The following is a 21,379-nucleotide window of genomic DNA, read 5'->3' on the forward strand; positions in this document are numbered from 1 at the left end:
GTTCGGGTTAGTCATCAAAGCTAACCAATAAGCATTCTCAAAGGAGCCTTCGGGATGCCGAACCTGCTGCCACCCTGCCCGTCCACCCTGAGCCTGGCGATCCGCACCGGATTGTTCGGCGGCCTGCTCAGCGCTGCACTCTGTACCCTGGCAACGCCGGTTCAGGCTGAACCTGCCCGCCAGGAGCAACGCCTGTACCAGATTCCGCCCGGCAACCTCGACCAGGCCCTGACCCAGTTTGCCGCCAGCGCCGGCCTGCTGCTGTCGGTGGATGCACGCCTGACCGCCGGCAAGCCGTCGCTGGGCCTGCAGGGCCATTATTCGCCCGCCCAGGCCCTGGGCAAACTGCTGGCCGGCAGCGGCCTGAGCGCGTACTTCAGTGACGATGGCCGGGTGCTGATCGAAAGGGCCGCGCAAGCCAGCGATGCCCTGGAGCTCGGCGCCACCCGGGTCAAGGGCCAGGCAGAGGACGACGCGCTCAAGGACTACGGCGTGCCGCGTTCGGTGGAAACCCGCGACCTGGAACAACTGGAGCGCTTTCGCGGCCGCTCCAATGCCGACATGCTCGCCGGCATCGCCGGTGTGCAGACCTCCGACGGGCGCAACGGTGGCGGTATCGAAGTGAACATCCGCGGTATCCAGGGCCAGGGCCGGGTGCCGGTCAAGGTCGATGGCAGCCAGCAATCGCTGGATGTCTATCGCGGTTACGCCGGCACTGCGCAGCGCGCCTACATCGACCCGGACCTGATCAGCAGCGTCACCGTCAACAAGGGCCCGAGCCTGGACGCCGGCGCTTCCGGTGCCATCGGCGGCTCGGTCGAGATGCAGACCCTGACCGTCGATGACATCCTCAAGCCTGGCCAAACCACCGGCTGGCGCCTGCGCGGCTCGCTGTCGGACAACAGCACAGCCGATGTCCCCAGCGATTACCGGGTACGCCCACGCACCGAGCGCAACGACCTGCTGCACCCGCACGACTGGTCGCGCAGCCTGGCCTTCGCTCACAAGGACGAAGCCTTCGACGTGGTCGCCGCCTACGCCGAGCGACGCAACAACAACTACTTCGCCGGCAAGCACGGCTACTCGCGCTACGACACCTCGGTGAGCAGCGGCGGCGCCCTGGTCGATGCCAACACCGTGGCGCGCAACTACTGGCCCGGCGAAGAGGTGCTCAACTCCAGCACCCACAACAAATCCTTCATGTTCAAGGGCACCCTGTACCGCGACAACGGCCTGGAACTGGGCCTGGGCTACCGCTACATGGATTCGAGCTTCGGCGAAATCATGCCCTCGCAGATTGGCCGGACCGGCCCGTCGATGACCTGGCCACTGGGCGACTTCAAAAAAGACATCGACCGCTACGACGAAGAATTCTGGATGCGCGCCAACCCCGAGTATTACCAGCAGTGCTCGGCCATCGATGCACCGGTGCCGGATGGCGACAACCGCTGGGACAGCACCGGTTGCTACGTGCGCGAGACGCTGGACCCGGTGTACGACTACACCGACGCCAACCAGATGATCCAGTTCAAGCCCGGCAACATGAAGCTGCACACCCTCACCAGCGAGTTGAAATGGCGCCCCGAGGACGACAGCCTGGCGCGCTATATCGACCTCAACGGCCATGCCTGGGCAACCTTCGGCCGCAGCATCATGTACAACAATGTCGGCTTTACCGCGCCGCAACGGGGCCAGGGTTACCAGGACGAGCAAAGCGAAAACTACCGCAAATCGCTCAAGTCCGACCTGAGCAACCTCAAGGTCGGCACCGACATCAGCAACACCAGCCGCTTCGTTACCGGCACCGGCGACTACGCCCTGACCTATGGTGCCTCGTACCTCTATGAAACCATCGACCCGACCCGCAAGCCCTGGCAGGACGACCTGGAAAACAACCGCATCGAACGCAATGGCTACCGTCACGAATACAGCCTCAGCACCGCCCTGGAATACAAGCCGATCCCTGAACTGACCTTCACTGCGGGCGGACGCTACAGCGGTTATCGTATCCATGATCGCAACCGCCAGGCGCTGTTTGCCGCACCGGCTGGCGCCGACCCGGACGCACCGTGGTGGAACGCGGAGTTTGCCGGCTTTGCCGACAACGCCGAGCTGTCCGGCCACGGCTTCGCCCCGGCCTACAGCGTCAGTTATGCCTTTACCCCCAACGTCATGGCCTATGCCCTGTACAACCAGGGCATGCGCATGCCGTCGCTGTTCGAGACCACCCTCGGCAGCTGGTCGGCAGAACCCAACTACGACCTGCGCCCGGAGCGGATGAAAACCTTCGAGGTCGGTGCCTCGTTCAAGGGCAGCAACCTGCTGCTGGACAACGACCAGGCCGGCGTCAAGCTGGCCTACTTCCACAACACCATCGACGACATGGTCACCCGCAATTACCGCTACAACCCCAAAGGCCGCCCGGGGTTCAACGGCGAGCTGAAAATCCGCAACGTCGACAGCTTCACCACCCAGGGCGTCGAGCTGCAGAGCCACTACGACAGCCACTGGTGGTTCGCCGACGCTTCGTACGTCTACAACATCAAGGCCGAAACCTGCGACCGTGCCTTTGCCCAGGCCCTGCGCGAGGGTGGCAAGTCAGAGACGCCCAACTGCACGACCGGCGGCTTCCAGGGCTCTTACACCAACACCCAGAACCCACCGCGCTACAGCGTCAACCTGGTGCTGGGGGCCAAGGCCTTCGAGCAGAAACTGGCTACTGGCGTGCGCATGCGCTACACCAGCGGGCCGATGTATGTGCTGGACAAGAGCTGGCATGTGGGCACCACCACACCGCAGCAACATTACCTGGAAGCGCGCATTTACGACTTCTTCGCCGACTACCAGGTCAGCGACGAACTCAAGGTCAGTTTCAATGTTTACAACTTTACCGACCAGTACTACCTCGACCCAATGTCGCAAAGCATGATGCCGGCACCCGGCCGTACCTCAAGCCTGGCAGCATCCCTACAATTCTAAAGGCCTTTGGCCAGTAACTCGTCGCAACCTGCGTAGCAGGGTTTTACCGCCCTGCTTCGTTAATATTTTATTTTTCTTCTAAAGGGTTTACTCGCGAATGGTAATTCTTATCATTCTCGACTCCCGAGCGACTCTGGCCTTTCCGTCCAGCCCGTTCACCCTTTGTTTCAGGAGAAATCTGACATGGTGTCGCGCTTCAACCTCAGCCCCATGAGCATTGCCCTGCTGGCTGCCCTGGGTTCCACGGCGATTGCCGCAGCCCCGCTGGAACTTCAACCGGACGAAGTCCAGGTGCAGCCCACCGACCTGCCAGTGGACGGCAGCCGACAGGCGATCGAGCTGGAAAACACCCGCGTGCTGGGCACTGCCGAAGAGGAACTCAAGCAGGCGCCCGGCGTGTCGATCATTACCGCTGAAGACATCAAGAAGCGCCCGCCGGTCAACGACCTCTCCGATATCATTCGCCGCGAGCCCGGGGTCAACCTCACGGGCAACAGCAGCAGCGGCGCCCGCGGCAACAACCGCCAGATCGACCTGCGCGGCATGGGCCCGGAGAACACCCTGATCCTCATCGACGGCAAGCCGTCCACCTCGCGCAACGCCGTGCGCTACGGCTGGAGCGGCGACCGTGACACCCGTGGCGAAACCAACTGGGTACCGGCCGAAGAAGTCGAACGCATCGAGATCCTTCGCGGCCCGGCTGCCGCGCGCTACGGCTCTGGCGCCATGGGCGGTGTGGTGAACATCATCACCAAGCGCCCGACCCAGGACCTGCGCGGCTCGATGACCCTGTACACCATGCTCCCCGAGGACGATTCCGAAGGCACCGGCAAGCGGGTCAACTTCAGTTTGAGCGGGCCGCTCACCGACAGCCTGATCTTTCGCGTGTACGGCAACCTGAACAAGACCGACGCCGACGACATGAAGATCAACTCGGCGCACCAGGCCTATGCCGAATCCTTGATGGCCGGCCGCGAAGGCGTGCGCAACAAGGACATCAACGGCCTGCTGAGCTGGAAGATCGACCCGGCCAACACCGTCGACCTGGAGTCGAGCTACAGCCGCCAGGGCAACATCTTTGCCGGCGACACCATGCTCAACGCCGGCGGCGAGTTCGTCGAAAGCCAGGTGGGCAAGGAAACCAACGTCATGCAGCGCTCAAGCTTTGCCGTGACCCACCGCGGCGACTACGACTGGGGCACCTCGACCGCCTCGCTGTCCTACGACCTGACCCGCAACGGCCGCCTCAATGAAGGCCTGGCCGGCTGGGGCGAAGGTGCGCCATCGGGCGGTGCCGGGCGCTTTGAATCACGTCTGCGCAACACCCGGGCCACCGGCGAGGTCAACCTGCCGTTGAGCATGGGCCTTGAGCAGGTGCTGACCCTGGGCGGCGAGTACCTGTACGAGTCGCTCAACGACCCGGGCTCGCTGCGCCCGCAAAGCTATGACCCGGGAGCCGAGCTGCCGAACTTCGACCGCACCCAGACCAAATCCACCGCGCGCAGCTTTGCCCTGTACGCCGAGGACAACATCGAAGTCGGTGAGAACACCATCGTCACCCCCGGCCTGCGCCTGGATCATCACGAAGACTATGGCGACAACTGGAGCCCGAGCCTGAACGCCTCGCACCAGATCACCGACGCCCTGAGCATCAAGGGCGGCATCGCCCGCGCCTACAAGACCCCGAACCTGTACCAGGCCAACCCCAACTACCTGCTGTACAGCCGTGGCGGCGGCTGCAACTCCGGCGAGCTCAACGAAGGCGGCTGCTACCTGCTGGGCAACGCCAACCTCGACCCGGAAACCAGCGTCAACAAGGAGCTGGGCCTGGCCTACGACAAGGGCACCTGGCGCACCAGCGCTACCTACTTCCGTAACGACTACAAGAACAAGATCGAGGCCGGCAACCAGACCTTGTTCCGCCTGCCCAACGGCCGCCGTATCCTGCGCTGGGAAAACACCGGCAAGGCCGTGGTGCAAGGGGTCGAGGGCAACCTGTTCGTCGAGCTGACTCCAGCGCTGGACTGGAACACCAACTTCACCTACATGATCGAGTCCGAGGACAAGAAAACCGGCGAACCGCTGAGCATCATCCCCGAGTACACGGTCAACTCGACCCTGGACTGGAATGCCACCGACAAGCTGTCGTTCCAGCTCAACGGCACCTACTACGGCAAGCAGGAAGCACCGACCTACAACGCCCGGGCCAATGAAACCCTGGACAAGAAGGTGCAGAAGGATGTCGATCCCTATGGCATTGTCGGCATCAGCAGTGGTTACGAGTTCACCAAGAACCTGAGCATGCGCGTGGGGGTGAACAACCTGTTCGACAAGCGCCTGTACCGCGAAGGCAACTCGGATGAAGCCGGGGCCTTGACCTACAACGAAGCGGGCCGGGCGTACTTCGCGTCGTTTACTACTTCGTTCTGAGTCAGCGGGCAGCTTCGCTGCCATCGCCGGCAAGGCCGGCTCCCACAATAGATCTGTGTACACCGAAACTGTGGGAGCCGGCCTTGCCGGCGATAGGCCGCGCAGCGGCCTTTATCTAGCTGACGCGTAGGAATTTTCGACAATACCTACCACAATTTTCAACGCCTCTATACTTCCCATACTTTTGCAACCTGATTCGACGTATCGTTGGCGGCTCGCCGGCTCCGGCCCGATTCGTCTTCCTGAATGATTCAGGAAACGGCTTACCCTCTTCGTCAAGGAGTTGCGCCAATGCCTACGGTACTGATCGTCGATGATCACCCCACGATTCGTCTTGCGGTGCGCATGTTGCTGGAGCGCGAACGCTATGAAGTCGTGGGGGAAACCGGCGACGGCGTGGCCGCCGTACAGATGGCCCGCGAGTTGCGCCCCGACGTGGTCATCCTCGATATCGGCCTGCCCGGCCTCGATGGCCTGAGCGTGATCAAACGCCTGCACCTGCTGGAAAACACCCCGAAAATCATGGTCCTCACGGGGCAACCGGCCGGCTTGTTCGCCCGTCGCTGCCTGGATGCCGGCAGCTCGGCCTTCGTGCACAAGGACGAAGACCTGGAGGCGCTGATCTTCGCCTTGAAAGCCATGGTCAAGGGCTACTCGACCTTCCCAGACATGTCGGCCAACCGCGGCCCGCTGGGCTCGGAAGAAGAACGCCTGAGCAGCCTGTCCCACCGCGAGATGGAAGTGCTGCGCATGCTTGCGGCCGGCCTGTCGAACAACGATATCGGTGAGCGCATGCTGCTGAGTCCCAAGACCATCAGCACCTACAAAAGTCGGATCATGGAGAAGCTACAGGTAGGATCTTTCGTCGAGCTTATGGGTCTGACCCATCGCAATCAGGTGATCTGAGCCGCCAATGAACATCCGCCCCGCTCTACCGGCCCTGGTGCTGGGCTTGCTGTCGGCGTTGTTGGTCAACAGCGCCATGGCCACTGATCCGGGTGAGCCACGCACGTTGCTGGCCCGTTCAGTCGTTGGCGGCGAAGGCGTAGCCCTGGCGCCGGCTGACAGGCGCTGGCTGAAGGAAAAAGCCGTGCTGCGCCTGGGGACCTCCAGCCCGGATTACCCGCCCTTCGATATCAATGTCAGCCACAGCGAGTATGAAGGGCTGACCGCCGACTATGCCGGCCTGATCGGCGAACTGTTGAGCATCCCGATTGAAGTGCGCCGCTTCAGCAGCCGTAAAGAGGCGATCACCGCCCTGCACGCCGGGGCCATTGACCTGCTCGGCAGCTCCAACGGCTTTGAAGCCGCTGACGCCCAACTGGTGCTGAGCCAACCCTATGCCGATGATCTGCCGGTGATCGTCACGCCACAGGGCAAGACCCGCGCCGTCGATGATGAGCTGGATGGGCTGCGCCTGGCGATGGTCGATCACTATCTGCCGGACGAAGAAGTCCGGCACCTGTTCCCCAAGGCCCGCCTGCAGTTGTACACCTCGACCATGGCCGGCTTGTCGGCCGTCTCGCTGGGCCAGGCCGACGCCTTTCTCGGTGATGCGATCAGCAGTGATTACCTGATCGGCAAGAGCTTTCAGGACAGCGTGCAGATTTCCCACTTCGTCAAACACGAGCGGGAAACCTTCGCCTTTGCCCTGGCCCGCGGCAACGACAAGCTGTTGCACCTGCTCAACCGTTCACTGGGCGTCACCAGTGAAACCGAACGCCTGAACATCCTGCGCCGCTGGAGCAGCGGCAGCACCAGCATGTTGCTTGATCGCGGCGCCTTGACCCTGAGCCACGAGGAGCGGCGCTGGATCGAACAGCACCCGGTTACCCGTGTGCTGGTGAACAAATACTTTGCGCCGTTGAGTTTCTACGATGACCAGCAGCAGGTTCGCGGCATAACCGCCGACGTCCTGGAGCAGATCAGCCTGCGCACGGGGCTGAAGTTCGAGTTCATCGAGACCGATGCCGGTGCGACCATGATCGCGTTGCTGCAACAGGGCAAAGCCGACCTGGCCGGTACGCTGGTCTATAGCCCCGAGCGCGCCAGACGGGTCAACTTCAGTCGGCCATACCTGACCGATCCGTGGGTGCTGGTGTGCCGTACCGACAGCGAGTTCGGGCAAAACCCCGAACAGCTGGATGGCAAACGCGTGGCGGTCATTCGCGACTCCCCCTTGAAGGCGCAATTGCTGCAGCGTTACCCGACGCTGACGCTGATCGAGGTCGATAACCCGCTGGCATTGATGGAAGCCCTGGAGGATAAACAGGTCGACCTGGTGCTGAGCTCGCGCATCAACGCGGCCTATTTCATCAGCCGCCTGTTCAAGGATCGGTTGCGTATCGCCTCCCAGTATGGCGACCGGCCGATTACCGCCTCGTTTGCAACGCCCAAGGACGCCAGGGTGCTGCACTCGATCCTCGATAAGGCCTTGCTCAGCATCCCGCCCGACGAACTGGCGCAACTGACCAACCGCTGGCGCACCAACGCACTGATCAGCGACAGCCCCTGGTACAACTACCGCTCACTGATCCTGCGGATTCTCATCGTCGCCAGCCTGATGATCGCCGTGGTGGTGTTCTGGAACCGCTACCTGCGCAACCTGATCCGCCAACGCAGCGAGGCCCAGCAAGCGCTGCAACACGAACTGGGGTTCAGCAAGCGCCTGCTCGACGAACTGCGCCTGGCCAAGGACCAGGCCGACGATGCCAGCCGCGCCAAAAGCACCTTCCTGGCGACCATGAGCCATGAGATCCGCACACCGATGAACGCGGTGATCGGTTTGCTCGAGCTGGCGGTCAAGGACGCCGAACAGGGGCACGCCGACCGCGCTTCACTGCAGGTGGCGTTCGACTCGGCCAATGGCCTGTTGGCGCTGATCGGTGACATTCTCGACATCGCCCGTATCGAGTCCGGGCACATGGAGCTGAACGACGAAGCCACCAACCTGACCTCGCTGGTCGCCGCCACCGTCCGGGTGTTCGAAGGCAATGCACGGCTCAAGGGCCTGGTCCTGCAGACCGACCTGCAGGCCATGGCCGACGGCGTCATGGTCGACCCGCTGCGGCTCAAGCAAGTGCTGTCGAACCTGCTCGGCAATGCCCTCAAGTTCACCAAACAGGGCCAGGTGAAAGTGACCCTGCGCTATGGCCCGCAGCAGCCCGGGCAGCTACGGCGGGTACTGCTGAGCGTGGAAGACAGCGGCGTCGGCATCAGCGCCGAAGACCAGGCGCGGTTGTTCCATAACTTCGCTCAGGTGGGCGACCAACCGGTGCGCCAGGGCACCGGCCTGGGCCTGGTGATCAGCCGCACCCTGTGCGAATTGATGGGTGGCCGCCTGGGCCTGACCAGCAAGCCGGGTAGCGGCACGCGGGTCGACATCGAACTGCAGTTGCCGGTGGCGCCCGTGCAGCAAGCCACCCTGCCGGCAAGCGAACCAGCAGCAGCCGGTCGGGCATTGAACATACTGGTGGTGGACGACTACCCCGCCAACCTGATGCTGCTGGAACGCCAGCTCCACGTCCTCGGCCACCAGGTCAGCCAGGCCGGCGATGGCCAGGCGGCGCTGGAGCTGTGGCTGCAAGGGCACTTCGATGTGGTCATCACCGATTGCCACATGCCCGGCATGGACGGCCACCAGCTGTCGCGCCGCCTGCGCAGCGAGGAGCAACAACAGCAACGCCCGGCCTGCCTGATTCTCGGCCTGACCGCCAACGCCCAGGTCGAGGCGCGCGAACGTTGCCTGGCCAGCGGCATGAACGATTGCCTGTTCAAGCCGATCGGCCTCAATGAACTGCGCCGTCACCTGGCCGGTTTCGACACCCCGGCCGCGCCGGCGCTGGCCAATGATGCCCTTGAAGCGCATGCCAGCGGCTTCGACGTCGACAACCTCAGGTACCTGACCCTGGGTGATCCGCAGCTGGTCGAGCGCTTGCTACGGGAACTGGCCCTGAGCAACAGCGAAGACCTCAAGGCCCTGCGCGCCCTCGGCCCGGCACCTGCGCGCGATGCCTTGCGCAGCCTGGCCCACCGCATCAAGGGCGGTGCCAAGATGCTCAAGGCCCGTGGCGTGGTGCAGCGCTGCGAAGCGCTCGAGCAAGCCTGCATCGGCGACGCCGGCATCGAGCAACTGCAGGCACTGGCCAACGACCTGGAGCTGAGCCTGCAGACCCTCGACGGCCAGCTCGTCCAGCGGGTCAGTGCAACTGCAAGGTCGAGTTGATCTGGCTGATCGCATCGACCACGTGCTGCGAGCCCTGCTGGATTTCCAGGATCACCTCGCCGGCTTCATTGGCCAGCTCCACGCCAAGGCCGGTGCGGCTCAGGCTCGACTGCATGCTGGCCACGGCGGTCAACGACAGGTCATGGTTCTGCCGCACCACCTCGACAATCTCCAGGGTCGCCTTGCTGGTGCGCGCCGCGAGGTTACGCACCTCATCGGCCACCACCGCAAACCCACGCCCGTGCTCGCCGGCCCGGGCTGCCTCGATGGCGGCGTTGAGCGCCAGCAGGTTGGTCTGATCGGCAATGCTGCGGATGGTCTGGACGATCTGCCCGATCAGCTCCGACTGCTTGCTCACCGCATCGATGCTGCGCGCTGCGGCGTTGAGGTCCTGGGAGATTTCCTCGATCACTTGCACGGTTTGCTGCACCACCTGCGAGCCTTTGCGTGCGCAGGCGTCGTTCTGCACCGAGGTGGCGTGGGCCGATTCGGCGGCGGTCTGCTGGGTGCTGACCTGGCGGGTGATATCGCTGGCGAACTTGACCACCTTGTACAGGCGCCCACGGGTGTCGAAGATCGGGTTGTAGGAAGCCTCCAGGTAGACCATCTGCCCCAGTTTGTTGATCCGTTCAAAACGGTGGGAATGGTACTCGCCACGGTTGAGCGACGCCCAGAATGCCTTGTAGGCCGCTGACTCGCTTTCGCTTTTGTGGCAGAACAGGCTGTGGTGCTTGCCGACCACTTCGTCGAGGCGGTAATGCATGGTGTCGAGGAAATTCTGGTTGGCTTCGATAACCTTGCCATCCGGAGTGAACGCGACCATCGCCATGGAGCGGCTGATCGCGTTGATCAGGCTTTCGGTCTCGTGCTCGTGCTGCACCCGCTGGGTGATATCGGAGGCGACCTTGATCACGCTGGTGACCTGTTGCTGGGCACCCAGCACCGGCATGTAGCTGGCCTCGAGCCAGACTTCGCGGCCCCGCTTGTCAACACGGGCAAAGGTGCCGCTGCGCGCTTCACCACGACCCAAATCGCGCCATAGCTGGCGGTACTCCTCGCTCTTGCTGAAGGCTTCGTCGCAGAACATCCGATGGTGCTTGCCGCGAATCTCTTCGACGCCGTAGCCCATGGTCTTGCAGAAGTGCTCGTTGGCGTCGAGGATGATCCCGTCGGGGCTGAACTCGATCATCGCCATCGAGCGGCTGATCGCCGCCAACTTGGCAGTCATATGGCCCAAGGCCTGGGTGCAACGCTCGATTTCAGCCAGATCGGACTTACGATGCAAATCAAACATTTTGCAACACTCCATGCTCGGGATTTGCTGAGCATAGATGGCGATTGGCGCCATGCAAGCACTATGACATCACCGTGCAACGCCCGCCGACTGGCGGTTTCAGCTGCTTTCGCGAACCATCAGCTCAAACCCCAGGTCCTGGCTTTGCACTTGCCCACGTTTGCCATCGAGCAGGCCCAACAGCGCCTGCGCGGCGCAACGGCCAATGGCGGCGCGCGGGGTGCGAATCGAGGTCAGGCGCGGGACCATGTGCGCCGAGGCAGGCAAGTCGTTGAACCCGACCATCGCCACTTGCTGCGGCACTTTGATGCCCTGGCGCAGGGCTTCGAGAATGGCGCCCTGGGCCAGGTCGTCGTTGCAGAAGAAGATGCCGTCGACGTCGGCATGGCGCTGCAGCAACTGCGCGAACAGCTCACCACCCAGGCCGATTGAAGAAGGCTGCGGCGCCAGCATTTCCCGGGCGTGGGCATCCATACCGGCCTCGGCAAGGGCCTGGCGAAAGCCCTCGGCGCGCTGCATTACCCGCGGATCAAGCTGCGCGGCGATGAAGCCCGGGCGCTTGCAGCCGCGCTCAAGCAGATGCCGCGCCGCCGCCCTGCCCGCTTCCTGCTGAGAGAAACCCACCGACATGGCCTGGGCCTCACCGCCCAGCTCCATCATGTGCACACAGGGCACGCCGCTGGCGGCCAGCATCTGCTTGGCCACGTCGCTGCGATCAAAACCGGTGAGCAGGATGCCACGCGGCTGGTAGGCCAGGTAGTTGCGGATCAGGTTCTCTTCTTCGGCGATATCGTAGTGATAGTTACCGATCAGCACCTCAAGCCCACGGGGCCGCATCACCTCGTGGATGGCCTCCAGGGTGTCGATGAACAGGTGGTTGGACAACGACGGGATCAATACCACGATCGACTGGCTTTGTGCCGAGGCCAGTGCCCGTGCTGCCGGGTTGGCCACGTAGCCCAGGCTGGCGGCGGCGACCTGGACCTTCTCGACCAGCTCCGGTGCCACCGTGCTGACCCCGCGCAACGCACGCGAAGCAGTAATCGGGGAAACCCCGGAAAGCCTGGCCACTTCAGCCAGGGTGGGACGACCGGTAGTACGGGAGCCGATGCGGGTCATGACAGGTTTTATTTTCGACTTGCAAAGAATGGGGAACGGGCACTAAGGTAGCGCTGTCTCAGACCACAGGCAATGCAAAACTGCATGCGCCCAGGAATGAGCATCCAGACTGCTTTTACAAGATCAATAACATCTGGGTGGGAAGCGCTCGAGACATTAGCCGTCTCGCTTCAAGATAGCGCTATCTTGCCCTGCAGGAGGTACCGATGAATCCCCCCTTGTCCGCAATCGTGGTAATGGGCGTAGCTGGCTGCGGCAAGAGCTGCGTCGGTGCCGCCATCGCCAGCCATAGCGGCGGCCGCCTGATCGAAGGCGATGCCTTTCACCCTGCTGCCAACATCCAGAAAATGAGCGCCGGCATTCCCCTGGACGACGACGACCGCGCTGGCTGGTTGATCCTCCTCGGTGAAGAACTGCAACGGACCCTCAAAAGCGGCGCACGGCCGATCCTCACGTGCTCGGCGCTGAAGAAGCGCTACCGCGATGCCCTGCGCCACGCCGTGCCGGACCTGGGCTTCGTGTTCCTCGAACTCACCCCGCAAGAAGCCGAACGCCGGGTACTGGCCCGCCCCGGCCACTTCATGCCCGCCAGCCTGATCGAAAGCCAGTTCGCCGCCCTCGAACCGCCTCATGGCGAGCCGCTGACCCTGCCCCTGGACGCCACCCTGCCGGTGGACAAGCTGGCCATCGAGGTAGACCAGTGGCTAAAGCCCTGCGGTGAACCGCTGCTGGCGCGAACGGCCTGACCCTGGCTGTTTTCTCGGCTCACCCAAGATAGCGCTGTCTCGACCCGTAAACGCTACAAATGTTCCGCCCACAAAAATGACAATACGAGGCACTGAACCATGTTTGGTTTGGCAACTGATACCTACCTGCTGCTCGATGCAGTCGTCACTATCATCGGCCTGGTGCTGCTGATTACCCACTTCAAGGTCCACCCTTTTGTCGCCCTGACCCTGGCCGCCGGCTTTCTCGGCCTGACCTCCGGCATGCCGGTGGCCAAGGTGATGAAATCGTTCCAGGACGGTTTCGGCGGCGTGCTCGGCTTTGTCGGCATCGTCCTGGCCCTGGGCACCATGCTCGGCAAGCTGATGGCCGACTCTGGCGGCGCCGACCAGATCGCCCAGACGCTGATCCGCGCTTTCGGCAAACAGAAAGTGCACTGGGCAATGATGTTCGCCGCCTTCCTGGTCGGCATTCCGCTGTTCTTCGAAATCGGCTTCGTATTGCTGATTCCATTGGTGTTCATCGTCGCCCGGCGTTCCGGGGTGTCGCTGATCAAGATCGGCATTCCGCTGCTGGCCGGGTTGTCGGTGGTCCACGGGCTGGTGCCGCCGCACCCGGGGCCGCTGCTGGCCATCGGCATCTTCAATGCCGACATCGGCAAGACCATTTTCTACGGGCTGATCGTCGCCCTGCCCACGGCGATCATCGCAGGTCCCCTGTACGGTAACTTCATCTCCAAGTACATCCCGGGCAATCCGAACAAGGAGCTGATGGACCAGATCGCCCGCGAGTCCGACCAGCAGAACCTGCCAAGCTTCAGCATCACCCTGATCACCGTGCTGCTGCCGGTGTTCCTGATGCTGCTGAAAACTTTCGCCGACGTGGTACTGCCGGCCGAGCATATCGTCCGTCAGTGGATGGACCTGATCGGCCACCCGATCAGCGCCCTGCTGGCGGCCCTGCTGCTGGCGTTCTACACCTTTGGCGCGGCGCGCGGGTTTTCTCGGCAGCAGATCATGAAGCTGCTCGATCAAAGCCTTGCGCCCACCGCGGCGATTATCCTGATCGTCGGTGCCGGTGGTGGCTTCAAGCAGATGCTGGTGGATACCGGCGTGGGTAATGTGATCGGGCAGATGGCCGTGCAGGCCGAGATTTCACCGATCATGCTGGCCTGGCTGGTGGCGGCGGTGATTCGTATCGCCACGGGCTCGGCGACGGTGGCAACCATCACCGGGGCCGGGATCGTCGCGCCGGTGATCGGCATGATTCCGGGGGTCAACCGTGAGTTGCTGGTACTGGCGACCGGCGCGGGATCGTTGATTCTGTCGCACGTCAACGATGCCGGCTTCTGGCTGGTGAAGCAGTACTTCAACATGACCGTGGCCGAGACCTTCAAGACCTGGAGCATGATGGAGACCATCCTGTCGGTGGTCGGGATCATCTTTATCATGCTGCTGTCGTTGGTGGTCTGAATATCTGCGGGCTGCTGCGCAGCCCATCGCTGGCAAGCCAGCTCCCACAGGTTCGGTGTGGGAGCTGGCTTGCCAGCGATGCAAGGCAACGCCTTGCTAGTACATCAGATCAAAAAGCTGCCTTGAAGATCGCCTCGATCTCCCCCTGACTGGCCACCCGCGGGTTGGTCAGGCCGCAGGCGTCCTTCAGGGCATTGCTGGCCAACGTCGGAATGTCCGCCTCCTTCGCCCCCAGCACCGCCAACCCCGCCGGGATATCAATGGCCCGCGACAGGTTCTCGATCGCCGCCAAGGCCGCAGCGCTGCCCTGCTCGGCATTCATGGCGCCGACCTCCACGCCCATGGCCTTGGCCACATCACGCAGGCGCGCCGCACTGACGCTGGCGTTGAAGCGTTGCACATGGGGCAACAGCACCGCATTGCAGACACCATGGGGCAAGTCATAGAAACCGCCCAACTGGTGGGCCATGGCATGCACGTAACCCAGGGAGGCATTGTTGAAGGCCATGCCGGCGAGGAACTGGGCGTAGGCCATGTTCTCCCGGGCCTTGAGGTCGCTGCCGTCGGCCACGGCCTGGCGCAGGTTGGCGCTGATCAGCTCGATGGCCTTGATGGCGCAGGCATCGGTGATCGGCGTGGCGGCCGTCGAGACGTAGGCTTCAATGGCGTGGGTCAGCGCATCCATGCCGGTGGCCGCCGTCAGGCCCTTGGGCATGCCGACCATCAGGGCCGGGTCGTTGACCGACAGCAGTGGCGTGACGTTGCGGTCGACGATGGCCATTTTCACGTGGCGCGCTTCGTCGGTGATGATGCAGAAACGGGTCATTTCGCTGGCCGTACCGGCCGTGGTGTTGATGGCAATCAACGGCAACTGCGGCTTGGCCGACTGATCAACCCCTTCGTAGTCACGGATATGCCCGCCGTTGGTGGCGCACAGGGCAATGCCCTTGGCGCAGTCATGGGGCGAGCCGCCGCCCAGGGAGATCACGCAGTCGCAACGCTCGCGTTGCAACAGCGCCAGGCCCTGCTCGACGTTGGCGATGCTCGGGTTGGGCTTGGCGCCATCGAAGATCGCCGAGTCGATGTCGCGCATCGCCAGCATTTCGGCAATGCGCTCGGCAATCCCGGCCTTGGCCAGGCCCGCGTCGGTGACGATCAGGGCCTTGCGCAGGCCGTATCCGGCAATGGCAGCCATCGCCTCTTCGAGGCAATCGATGCCCATGATGTTGACGGCGGGAATGAAAAACGTGCTGCTCATGGCGAGATCCTCATGCAATGTACCTTTGCCTTGAGGATCCGCCTGTCTGCCCTGCTCCGTGTTGATCTGAGTCAGCCGAGGAACAGCCGGTAGGCCGGGTTGTCGCTTTCGTCCCAGTAGCGGTAGCCCATGGCGTCCAGCGCCTCGGGCAGGCTGGCCTGTTCGTCCTGCGGCACTTCCAGGGCGGCAAACACCCGCGCCTCGGCGGCGCCGTGGTTGCGATAGTGGAACAGGCTGATGTTCCAGCGTTTGCCCAGGCGCTCGAGAAAGCCCAGCAAAGCCCCCGGACGCTCGGGGAATTCAAAGCGCAGCACGCGCTCGTCCGCCCCCGGCCCGGCATGCCCGCCCACGGTGTGGCGCACATGCAGCTTGGCCAGTTCGTTGTCGGTCAGATCGAGCACCGTGTAGCCCTGCTCGCGCAGGCTGGCCAGCAGCTTGTCGCGCGGGTCGGTTTGCGGATGGGTCTGCACGCCAACGAACAGCCGCGCCTCTTTGCCCGGGTAGTAGCGGTAGTTGAACTCGGTGATCTGGCGCTTGCCCAGGGCCTGGCAAAAGGCGCGAAAACTGCCCGGCTGCTCTGGGATTGTCACAGCGATGATCGCTTCGCGCTGCTCGCCAAGTTCCGCCCGCTCGGCCACATGACGCAGGCGGTCGAAGTTGACATTGGCACCGGAGTCGATGGCCACCAGGGTCTGGCCCTGCACGCCTTCGCGGGCCACGTACTTCTTGATCCCGGCCACCGCCAGGGCACCGGACGGCTCGGTGATCGAACGGGTGTCGTCGTAGATGTCCTTGATTGCCGCGCACAGCTCATCGCTGCTGACAGTGATGACCTCGTCGACATAGTGGCGGCACAGCTCAAAGCAATGCGCGCCGATCTGCGCCACCGCCACGCCCTCGGCAAAGCTGCCGACCTGGGCCAGCACCACCCGCTCGCCGGCGGCCATAGCGGCCTGCAGACAGTTGGAATCATGCGGCTCGACGCCGATCACCTTGACCTCGGGGCGCAGGTATTTGACGTAGGCAGCGATGCCGGCGATCAAGCCGCCGCCACCGACCGGCACGAAGATCGCATCCAGCTCGCCCGGTTGCTGGCGGAGGATCTCCATGGCCACGGTGCCTTGGCCGGCGATCACGTCCGGGTCGTCGAACGGCGGCACGAAGGTCGCGCCTTCGCTGTCGGCCAGCTTCAGGGCATGGGCCAGGGCGTGGGGGAAGCTTTCGCCGTGCAACACCACCTGGCCACCGCGCGAACGCACGCCTTCAACCTTGAGTTCAGGGGTGGTGGTCGGCATAACGATGGTGGCGCGCATGCCCAGCTCGCGAGCCGCCAGGGCGACACCCTGGGCATGGTTGCCGGCCGAAGCGGTGATCACCCCGCGCTGGCGCTGGGCCGAGCTCAGGCGACTGAGGCGGGTATAGGCACCGCGGATCTTGAAGGAAAAGGTCGGTTGCAGGTCTTCCCGCTTGAGCAGCACCTGGTTGCCCAGGCTGCGCGACAGGGCCGGCGCCGCTTGCAGGGGCGTTTCGATCGCCAGGTCGTAAACCGGGGCCGCAAGAATGCGCCGCACGTAGTCGGACAGCAGGTTCAGCGGCGCGGACGGTGTACGGGGGCTAACGGCAAGGCTGGTCATCGGTGACTCCTGGTTTTTTAAGTGCCCAGGAGAGAGAGAAAGAACCCGCCTCCAGGGCGGGTTCGGTGCAAGTGTCAGCTAGCCCGCCAAAACGATAATGGCGGTAATAATGCTGTGCTGAGACGACTGCAGGAATGTGTTCATGCCCACGAAACTAGCGCAGCCGCCCGGGCAAAGTCAAGCAGGCTCACGCGCAGAATCGGGCACATCGAATACCCGGTCGAAGGCCCACTGGAAGACAAAGGCATAGCCGAAGAAGAACACGAACAGCGCCAGGTTGGTCAACAGCGCCGCCCACAGGCTGATCTGCAGCCAGCCGGCCACCACCGGCAAGAGGATCAGCACCAGCCCGCCTTCAAAGCCCAGCGCGTGGAGAAAGCGCCGCCACAGCGTGCGCTGGCGTTGGGCCTGGCGCGCCTCCCAGTACTCGAACGCCCAGTTGTAGAACATGTTCCAGGCCAGGGCCACCGCCGAGAGAATCAGCGACAGCACCGTGGAGTGGGCCATGCCGGCATCGAAGGCCCAGGACAAGACCGGCGCCACGCACAGCACGGCGATGGTTTCGTAGAGAATGGCCTGGACGATCTTGCGCGCCTTGCCTTGCATGTCCGGCTCCCTGAGCGTCAATGAAGCCCCACCCTAGCCGCGTTGAGGCGCCGGTTCAATTGAGCTAAATTGAGCCTCCCTCAATTGGCTTGAGCACCGTGTTCGCCAAACTGCCCCTGACTGCCCTGCGCACCTTCGAATCGGCGGCCCGCCTGGGCGGCTTCAAGGCTGCCAGCGACGAACTGGCGGTCACCCCGGCGGCGGTGTCGCACCAGATCAAACGCCTGGAGTCGCACCTCGGCCTGCTGCTGTTCGAGCGCAGCAGCCAAGGTGTCAGGCTCAGCGAAGCCGGCGAGCGTCTGTACCTGCAGGTGCACCAGGGCCTGGCCAACCTGCAGCGCAGCGTCGATGCCCTGCAACCGCCGTGCGATCGCCAGCAACTGACCTTGACCACTACCGCGGCCTTTGCCAGCGCGTGGCTGATCCCGCGGCTGGGTGATTTCCATCGCCGCCACGCAGACATTCAAGTGCGGGTGCTGACCGGCAGCGAGGTGGTCGACCTGCAGCGCGAGCACCGTTTCGACCTGGCCTTGCGTGCCGAATTCAATCCTGACCCGGCGTTGCAGCGGTTGCCGTTGCTGGCCGAGCATTTTTCGGTATACACCCCGCCCGGCTGGCAGCCGCTGCCTGCCAATCTGCCCCTGTCGTTGATCGAGGTGCCGTGGGTTTCGGTCAGTGGCGTGGTCATCGACTGGGCCCGCTGGTGTGCATTGGCCGGGTGTGAAGACTGGCTGCAGCGGGCGCGTTTTCATCACTATGACGATGAGCACCATGCCCTGCAGGCGGCCGCTGCCGGCTATGGGTTGGTGCTGGCCAGCAACGTGCTGGTGGCCGACAGCGTGCGCCAGGGTTTGCTGCAACCGTGGCGCGCTGAGGTGCGCTTGCCGGCCGCGCAGTACAGCGCGGTGTGGTTGCCGGGCCGCGAGCGCGAGCCTGCGCTGCGGGCGTTTCTGGATTGGCTGGGCAGCGCTATTTGCTCCGCACCGAATTAAATCCGTTCAAACTCGCGCACAAATTGATTACCCTGCTGCGCCTCTCGGCTTGCACCCCCCCTATCCCAGCCCCTTGGCAGAAGGAGGAGACCCGGCTCATGCTCGCGGTTCTCGACATGCATCAGGACGATGCCGCGCTACCTAAGCGGGTCAGTCATCACTCTATCAACCAGCACCTGCGTGGGCCGATGCAACTGGCCAGCGTCCTGCTGTGGTTTTACGCCGCTCCCAGCCTGGCCGACAGCGGCCCGTGCGAGCAGCTGCGTCAGACAACGCCCGCTTACCCTGTCGACGTCAGCCAGTTGCGCGCCCTGGGCGACTGCGCCATGCCCGAGCGCCCCGGTGAAGCGGTGGTCTACTACCAGGCCGCCGAAGACCTCGGCGACAGCGGCAGCCGCCTGCCGCTGGCCCAAGCCCTGGAAGCCTCGGGTGATTCCATTGCCGCCTTGGGGATCTGGAAAAGCCTGGCCGACAGCGAGTGGACCGCCAGCGCCCGCCTTACTGCCGCGCGCAGTGCGCTGAATGCCGACAATTCTTACCTGGCGCACACCTATTGGAAACAGGCAACGCCTATAACGGCCGATGACTGGGCGCTAGGCGCCGCCATCGCCCAGCGCGAACTCCAGGAGCAGGATGCCATGGACTACCAGCGCCAGGTCCTCAAGCACCAGCCCCGCGCCGATCGTTACTACGCCGCAGCGGTAACCGCAGCGCAATCTGGCCACCTGCAGCAAAGCACCGCCTGGCTCGCCGAAGCCGTGCGCCTGGCACCGCAGCAGCCGCGCTACAGCGCCGACTACGGCATGCGCCTGGCAGGCGCCGAAGATCAAGCGACCCGAGCCCGCTCGATCCCCTACCTTGAGCGCGCCACCCGCGCCCTCCCCGAGGACTACCGGATCGGCGAAGCCCTGGCCTGGCGTTATGTCGAAGTGGAAAACAACCGCGCTGCACGCAAGGCGCTGCGCCGGGTACTGGATGTCGAACAGGAACTGGTCGACGGTGACCAGGTGTTCGGCAGCCTGGCCGCGCGCACGTACCATCAGCGCCGGGTTCACGAGGCATTGTCGCGGCGCGACAGTATTACCCTGGCAAGCACCTGGGCACCCGCCGGGATGCCGACCAACGACAACGTTCGCGATGACCGTAAAGACCGCCGTGGCACCTCGCAGAACGTGCAAATGGCGATGTGGGATCACGCCCTGGGCGACGAGCCGAGCCACAACGGCAGGACGCTTTCGGTCTATGGCCGGGTGCTGTTCGCAGGCACTGGCCGCACCGACTACGCGCACAGCATGGGCACCGGTGTCGGCCTGCGCTACAAGCCCTTCGGTACCCGCAACATCAACCTGTACAGCGAGCTTTATCACCAGCGCCAGATCGACGATGCCCAGTACGGCGGCCTGACCCTCGGCCAGTTGATCAGCCCGAGCAAGGTCGGCGACAACTATGGCGACCTGCGCGGCCACGCCGAAACGAGTAACGACCTGCTGCTGCGCGCGACCGCCTCGTTCCTTGACCAGGGCAAATGGCGCAACGACTGGCGGGCTGACGAGGACGAGTGGGACGAGCGCTTCCTTTACCACGACGCCGCCTGGTGGACCCGCGCAGGCGATCACCAATGGCTGTCGCGCTACCAGCGCGGGCACACCTGGAAGCTGCCCAGCGACACGGCGCAAACCCTGATGCCGTACGGTTTTCTCGAGTTCTCAAGCCAGGACCCGAGCAACGACTGGCGACAGGACCTGCGCACGGGTCTGGGCCTGCGCTGGCAGTGGTGGTTCGACGATGACCGCTACAACGCCTATCGCGGCTCGCTGAAAGTACGCGCCGAATACCAGCAATCGCTGGGCGGCAATCTTTATGAACATGCCAACGGCCTGTTGCTGGGTGCGGAGTTGACCATTTGATGCGCCGCTTGATCGCTGTGCTGCTGTTCGCCCTGAGCCTGTCGGCAACGGCTGACGAACACCTGTTCTACCAACCGCTGGAGCGCGACGCGCAACTGAGCCAGGCGCAATGGCGCACGCTGTGGAAAGCCGCCGCGGCCCAGGGTGGCAAGACCCTGATCGTGCAATGGAGCGCCTACGGCGCCAACGACTTCGGGGGCGCTCAGGGATGGCTGGCCAACACCTTGCGCCTGGCCCACGAACAAGGCCTGCAGCTGGTGCTGGGGCTGTACCGGGACGCGGCCTACGATCAGCACATCGACGAACTGGACGGCGTCGGCCTGATGGCTTACTGGCAAACCCAGCTGGGCAAGTCCCTGGCCCAGCAACGCAAAGTGCGCGAACAGTGGCAACTGCCTGTTACAGGCTGGTACCTTCCGATGACGGTAGACGACCTGCACTTTCACAGTGCTGATCGCCGCCAGGCGCTATACACCCAGTTGCAGGCCTTCAACCGCCGCCTCGATGCGCCCCTGCATATCAGCGCCTTCAGTGCCGGACGCCTGAGCCCGGCAGTCAACGCCCGCTGGCTCGAGCAACTGGCCAGCCTCAAGCTGCGGGTCTGGTGGCAGGATGGCCTCGGCAGCTCACGCCTGGCTCCATTGGTACGCCAGGGTTACCTGGACGCCCTGCCCGCGAGCATCGATATCGTCACTGCGCAAGCAACCCTTGTTCCACACTGAGGCCAGGACATCCCA

13 protein-coding genes and 2 pseudogenes are annotated in these 21,379 nt (G+C 63.7%); 9 read left to right on the forward strand and 6 right to left on the reverse strand.

The window, feature by feature from the left end; translation table 11 throughout:
• Nucleotides 1–54 precede the first annotated feature (54 nt).
• The 4 genes from ABM562_RS14675 (at nucleotide 55) to ABM562_RS14690 (ending at nucleotide 9,634) form a co-directional block, all read left to right on the forward strand.
• Nucleotides 55–2,979, forward strand: coding sequence for a TonB-dependent receptor (locus ABM562_RS14675; protein WP_460422440.1), 2,925 nt, complete (start codon nucleotides 55–57; stop codon nucleotides 2,977–2,979).
• A gap of 183 nt (nucleotides 2,980–3,162) precedes the next feature.
• Entirely contained in the window at nucleotides 3,163–5,409 is a 2,247-nt protein-coding gene (locus ABM562_RS14680; RefSeq protein WP_115086492.1) for a TonB-dependent siderophore receptor, read from the forward strand.
• 291 nt (nucleotides 5,410–5,700) lie between these two features.
• On the forward strand, nucleotides 5,701–6,315 hold the full coding sequence (locus tag ABM562_RS14685) for a response regulator (protein WP_460422442.1): 615 nt from the start codon (nucleotides 5,701–5,703) through the stop codon (nucleotides 6,313–6,315).
• Nucleotides 6,316–6,322: 7 nt separating this feature from the next.
• The gene (locus tag ABM562_RS14690; RefSeq protein WP_460422444.1) at nucleotides 6,323–9,634 is read left to right on the forward strand and encodes a transporter substrate-binding domain-containing protein; all 3,312 of its coding nucleotides are present in this window, start codon (nucleotides 6,323–6,325) and stop codon (nucleotides 9,632–9,634) included.
• On the opposite strand, the gene ABM562_RS14695 is transcribed toward ABM562_RS14690, so the two are convergent.
• The 3 genes and pseudogenes from ABM562_RS14695 to gntR all read right to left on the reverse strand — a co-directional run bounded on the left by ABM562_RS14695 (nucleotide 9,609) and on the right by gntR (nucleotide 12,047).
• Entirely contained in the window at nucleotides 9,609–10,103 is a 495-nt protein-coding gene (locus ABM562_RS14695) for a methyl-accepting chemotaxis protein (protein ID WP_371128680.1), read from the reverse strand. The genes ABM562_RS14690 and ABM562_RS14695 overlap by 26 nt on opposite strands.
• A gap of 42 nt (nucleotides 10,104–10,145) precedes the next feature.
• Nucleotides 10,146–10,982, reverse strand: a pseudogene (locus ABM562_RS14700) (PAS domain-containing protein); the annotation flags it as partial.
• Between the two features lie 45 nt (nucleotides 10,983–11,027).
• The gene (gntR, locus tag ABM562_RS14705) at nucleotides 11,028–12,047 is read right to left on the reverse strand and encodes an HTH-type transcriptional regulator GntR (protein ID WP_115086488.1); all 1,020 of its coding nucleotides are present in this window, start codon (nucleotides 12,045–12,047) and stop codon (nucleotides 11,028–11,030) included.
• A 206-nt stretch (nucleotides 12,048–12,253) separates the two neighbouring features.
• Between gntR and ABM562_RS14710 the strand changes: the two genes are divergently transcribed.
• Both ABM562_RS14710 and ABM562_RS14715 read left to right on the forward strand, forming a co-directional pair.
• Nucleotides 12,254–12,793, forward strand: a complete 540-nt coding sequence (locus ABM562_RS14710; protein ID WP_115086487.1) for a gluconokinase — start codon at nucleotides 12,254–12,256, stop codon at nucleotides 12,791–12,793.
• A 99-nt stretch (nucleotides 12,794–12,892) separates the two neighbouring features.
• On the forward strand, nucleotides 12,893–14,245 hold the full coding sequence (locus ABM562_RS14715) for a GntP family permease (protein WP_134062498.1): 1,353 nt from the start codon (nucleotides 12,893–12,895) through the stop codon (nucleotides 14,243–14,245).
• Between the two features lie 109 nt (nucleotides 14,246–14,354).
• Here ABM562_RS14715 and yiaY read toward each other — a convergent pair whose 3' ends face one another.
• From yiaY to ABM562_RS14730, 3 genes are all read right to left on the reverse strand, one after another.
• A complete protein-coding gene (gene yiaY / locus ABM562_RS14720) occupies nucleotides 14,355–15,503 on the reverse strand; it encodes an L-threonine dehydrogenase (protein WP_115086486.1) in 1,149 nt (382 codons plus the stop codon).
• Between the two features lie 71 nt (nucleotides 15,504–15,574).
• On the reverse strand, nucleotides 15,575–17,137 hold the full coding sequence (ilvA, locus tag ABM562_RS14725; protein WP_258579209.1) for a threonine ammonia-lyase, biosynthetic: 1,563 nt from the start codon (nucleotides 17,135–17,137) through the stop codon (nucleotides 15,575–15,577).
• Between the two features lie 177 nt (nucleotides 17,138–17,314).
• A complete protein-coding gene (locus tag ABM562_RS14730) occupies nucleotides 17,315–17,743 on the reverse strand; it encodes a PACE efflux transporter (RefSeq protein ID WP_115086484.1) in 429 nt (142 codons plus the stop codon).
• 98 nt (nucleotides 17,744–17,841) lie between these two features.
• Between ABM562_RS14730 and ABM562_RS14735 the strand changes: the two genes are divergently transcribed.
• From ABM562_RS14735 to ABM562_RS14745, 3 genes and pseudogenes are all read left to right on the forward strand, one after another.
• Entirely contained in the window at nucleotides 17,842–18,735 is an 894-nt protein-coding gene (locus ABM562_RS14735) for a LysR substrate-binding domain-containing protein (RefSeq protein WP_346617215.1), read from the forward strand.
• A 233-nt stretch (nucleotides 18,736–18,968) separates the two neighbouring features.
• Nucleotides 18,969–20,642 (forward strand): annotated as a pseudogene (locus ABM562_RS14740) (NfrA family protein); the annotation flags it as partial.
• Nucleotides 20,642–21,364 (forward strand): DUF4434 domain-containing protein, encoded by a 723-nt coding sequence (locus ABM562_RS14745; RefSeq protein WP_115086481.1) that lies wholly within the window; start codon nucleotides 20,642–20,644, stop codon nucleotides 21,362–21,364. The pseudogene ABM562_RS14740 and the gene ABM562_RS14745, both read left to right, overlap by 1 nt.
• Nucleotides 21,365–21,379 lie beyond the last annotated feature (15 nt).

The sequence above is a fragment of the Pseudomonas sp. ZL2 genome (genome assembly GCF_054788455.1).

Excerpts from the sequence above, each read along its gene's own strand:
- ABM562_RS14675 (WP_460422440.1), top strand. The coding sequence starts at position 55 with ATGCCGAACCTGCTGCCACCCTGCCCGTCCACCCTGAGCCTGGCGATC.
- ABM562_RS14680 (WP_115086492.1), top strand. The coding sequence starts at position 3,163 with ATGGTGTCGCGCTTCAACCTCAGCCCCATGAGCATTGCCCTGCTGGCT.
- ABM562_RS14685 (WP_460422442.1), top strand. The coding sequence starts at position 5,701 with ATGCCTACGGTACTGATCGTCGATGATCACCCCACGATTCGTCTTGCG.
- ABM562_RS14690 (WP_460422444.1), top strand. The coding sequence starts at position 6,323 with ATGAACATCCGCCCCGCTCTACCGGCCCTGGTGCTGGGCTTGCTGTCG.
- gntR (WP_115086488.1), bottom strand. The coding sequence starts at position 12,047 with ATGACCCGCATCGGCTCCCGTACTACCGGTCGTCCCACCCTGGCTGAA.
- ABM562_RS14710 (WP_115086487.1), top strand. The coding sequence starts at position 12,254 with ATGAATCCCCCCTTGTCCGCAATCGTGGTAATGGGCGTAGCTGGCTGC.
- ABM562_RS14715 (WP_134062498.1), top strand. The coding sequence starts at position 12,893 with ATGTTTGGTTTGGCAACTGATACCTACCTGCTGCTCGATGCAGTCGTC.
- yiaY (WP_115086486.1), bottom strand. The coding sequence starts at position 15,503 with ATGAGCAGCACGTTTTTCATTCCCGCCGTCAACATCATGGGCATCGAT.
- ilvA (WP_258579209.1), bottom strand. The coding sequence starts at position 17,137 with ATGACCAGCCTTGCCGTTAGCCCCCGTACACCGTCCGCGCCGCTGAAC.
- ABM562_RS14730 (WP_115086484.1), bottom strand. The coding sequence starts at position 17,743 with ATGCAAGGCAAGGCGCGCAAGATCGTCCAGGCCATTCTCTACGAAACC.
- ABM562_RS14745 (WP_115086481.1), top strand. The coding sequence starts at position 20,642 with ATGCGCCGCTTGATCGCTGTGCTGCTGTTCGCCCTGAGCCTGTCGGCA.